This is a genomic window from Salipiger sp., from assembly GCF_059781815.1.
Genome location: NZ_JBYNAH010000358.1, coordinates 1 through 2,900, shown reverse-complemented (window position 1 = coordinate 2,900; position 2,900 = coordinate 1). Strand labels below are relative to the sequence as shown.

Genomic DNA, 2,900 nt, shown 5'->3' with positions numbered 1-2,900 from the left:
ATCATGCGCTGCGCATGGCGAATCTTGCCGAAGCCCTCGGCGAGCGCGGCGCCGACCTGCTCGCTCGGGCTGTCCTCGCGTTTCAGCTCCGGGAAACGCTCTTCGATGGCGAGGTTGCGGCGCTTCAGCGAGTCGTATTCGGCATCGCTGATCTCGGGCGCGTCTTCGGTGTGGTAGGCGCGGTTCGCCTGCGCCAGAATCCCCGCAAGCCGTTCAAGCTCGGCCCGCGCCTGATCTTCGCTCAGCGCCTCGAGCTCGATCTCGCCCGTGGTCTCGCCTGTCGCCTGCTCTGCCATCTCGGGGCCCCCGTCTTTCAGCCGTCTGGCGGAAGGTTTAGGGCGCGGGAGCGGCGGCGTCCAGCCGGCTCAGGCGGAGGCAGCCATGGCCGGTGGTTCATCCGATCGCGGCTCGGGATCGCGCAGCACGTAGCCGCGGCCCCAGACCGTTTCGATGTAGTTCTCGTCGCCCGTGGCCTCGCTCAGCTTCTTGCGCAGCTTGCAGATGAACACGTCGATGATCTTGAGCTCGGGCTCGTCCATGCCGCCGTAGAGATGGTTGAGGATAGTCTGGAAAACACCAATGAAATCAACGGAACTGCGCTGAACGTTTCAACGGACAAAGCGAAAACGGATCATGAATCTTGAAACGCGCATCGAGCCGGGAAGACAGCCCCAGCAACCCCTCTCCGGCGCCCCAGCCGACCAACCGAACCTCACCTCGTCCGGGCGCCCCACCCGCCCGCGGCGCATGACGCTCTTGATGAAAGAGCGGCGAGTTGCTACCGTTCTTGGTGAATCCTATCTCCCAAAGGTGGATTCAACAAAGGCGTCGGAAGTGTCCAAGGTTCCGGCGCCTTTGCTTTTGTGTGGCGGCCGACTTTTCAGACCAAAGCCTTTGCCGCCTTTCCCACCAGCTTCTGAGCCTCATCGACAGCCTTGCGCACCTCGAAATCGTAGGCGCTGTGTGGCCCGGCGCGATAGTAGGCCTTCGTCTTCGTGTCATAGCGGATCTTGTCGGGAAACCGGCGCTTGTACTCTTTCAAGTCGGCTGCCGCCCCCGAACCCGAGAGCCAAAAGGCCTCTACGAGGTCCGCTCGATTCACGGGCCTCCCATTGAGAGCCGATAGTCGATCCAGATCAGCCGCATCTCACGGGCAAAGGTCTTCACCGCTCGCTCCCTTTCTCAGACTACTCCACTAAGTATTGCCGCCTTGACCGCGAGCGTGCCCTTCAGAAAGAGGAGGAGCGACGAGACTGCGGCGACCAGCGCAAAGACATGCACGATCCGCTTCACCCATGCCAAGGCCCGCTCCCACCGTCGACCTATGTTATTGTATGTCGCGAGCGCCGCGTAGTTCGTTAGGTACGCAAGAGCGATCCCCGCGACCGCTGCTGTAGCGCCATAGGCAAAGAAAGCTATCGCTCCTGCAACGCCCACGATCACATCGGAATATGACTGGTCGGCTTTCGCGATTGAGGCAACGAAGCCAAGAACCGCGATTGCGGCGCCGCCATTGATCAATATTGCGCTACGCAAGAAGAGATTCGATGTGTCGATCACCTTCTCGTTCAAGTGACGCCACACCTCTGTGTGATTGCTCTCACCTGCCATCTTTCTGCTCCTTTGTCAGACCTCTTCGTCGGGGAGATCAGTCACCTCTCCGGCATCCCTAGCTTCTGCCAGGCGAAGTAAGCCGCCCGGCTGATAGGGACCTCGGACAGCGGCTTGAGGGCTTTCCATACCTCATCCCCACGCTTGCCGAGCCGCAGCATCGTATCGGCGACCTACCGACCATCCGAACCGCACCTCCTGCTGGCGCCCCACCCGCTCGCAGCTCGAGCACTTGAGCCGGGCCAGCGCCGCGTCGGTCATGACCCAGCCCGTCGCGTCACGATCTGCGCACGGCAGGTCTGCCATCGTGAGGGTGCTGTCACGCCCGCAGGCGCAGGTCAGGAGAGCGTAGTGACCGCGGCGCATGGCGCTCCTATTCAGAGTCGTGCCGGGCGCGCCCAGCGTCATCGAACTTACAAATAAGGACGCGCACCCACCTCGGGGCGCTGATCCTCAGCTTGCAAACCCAGAAAATGCCGAGTCAATCGTAATCCAGCCGCCACAGTACGGATTTTACAAAAAGAACGCCAATATTTTCACGCCGTCATGCAGCGCACCTTTTTGAGAAGCGCGTCTCACTGCATGACTTGCTCAATCCACTCGCGGTAACGCACCAGCTCTCGGATTATCCCTCCGATAGCCCTGCTGCGTCGATCCAAGCACAGCCACAGGCAACCCTTGGTTGAAGCATTTTATTTATTTCACCCATGAAGTGTGCTAAAACGGCCACACGCCAAGGCTCTAGAAAATTCTTGGATGCGCCATTGGAGGGCAAAAGAAATGCAAAATCTTCAGTTTTCACTGTTGGCGGCCGCCACCATCGTGTGCGCCCTACCGGGGCATGCTCAACAAACGATGCAGCTAGAAAGACAGAGGGTCCCAGTCCAACCAAATTCGTCGGGAGGCTTCTCGGCGGGCGAAACGGGTTTTGGAAAAGCATGCAAAACCCCAGACGGCTCAACATGTTACCCGAACAAGAGTGGTACAAAAGCCAACTGTTATCCGCCTGGCAGAATGACGCGCAACGGTGTCTGGCTGTCTGATAACCGATGCGCTAGCGCGGGCGGCAAATGGGCCACAAGTTCCGACGGCAAGCGCTTCTGCCAGAACATGAACAACCCTTGCTAGTTCAGCCCGTCTCCTCCTCTGTCTTCGTCCACCAGCGTGGTGAAGATCACAGTGTTGAATGACGAAAATGCTCGGCCCCTTTAAGAAACGCAAGATCATATGGTGTTGCGTTTCTTAATGGAAAGTGAAATCTGCGCGTGCTGCCGAGGGTGCAGTCATAA

Annotated in this window: 3 protein-coding genes and 1 pseudogene; all 4 read right to left on the bottom strand. The window is 59.2% G+C overall.

The genetic code is table 11. The annotated features are described in order from the left end of the window. Nucleotides 1-296 (bottom strand): DNA ligase LigA-related protein (locus AC6RA4_RS24590; RefSeq protein WP_500164809.1); only part of this gene is annotated, 296 nt, incomplete at its 3' end. Nucleotides 297-365: 69 nt separating this feature from the next. Next, nucleotides 366-569: pseudogene (locus AC6RA4_RS24585) on the bottom strand (winged helix-turn-helix domain-containing protein); the annotation flags it as partial. 311 nt (nucleotides 570-880) lie between these two features. Continuing rightward, a complete protein-coding gene (locus AC6RA4_RS24580) occupies nucleotides 881-1,135 on the bottom strand; it encodes a BrxR family helix-turn-helix transcriptional regulator (RefSeq protein WP_500164811.1) in 255 nt (84 codons plus the stop codon). 47 nt (nucleotides 1,136-1,182) lie between these two features. Then, complete coding sequence (locus AC6RA4_RS24575; RefSeq protein WP_500164806.1) at nucleotides 1,183-1,611, bottom strand: hypothetical protein; 429 nt, start codon at nucleotides 1,609-1,611, stop codon at nucleotides 1,183-1,185. Nucleotides 1,612-2,900 lie beyond the last annotated feature (1,289 nt).

What these genes read in the sequence shown, in the direction of transcription:
- AC6RA4_RS24575 (WP_500164806.1), bottom strand. Translation starts at nt 1,611, where the DNA reads ATGGCAGGTGAGAGCAATCACACAGAGGTGTGGCGTCACTTGAACGAG.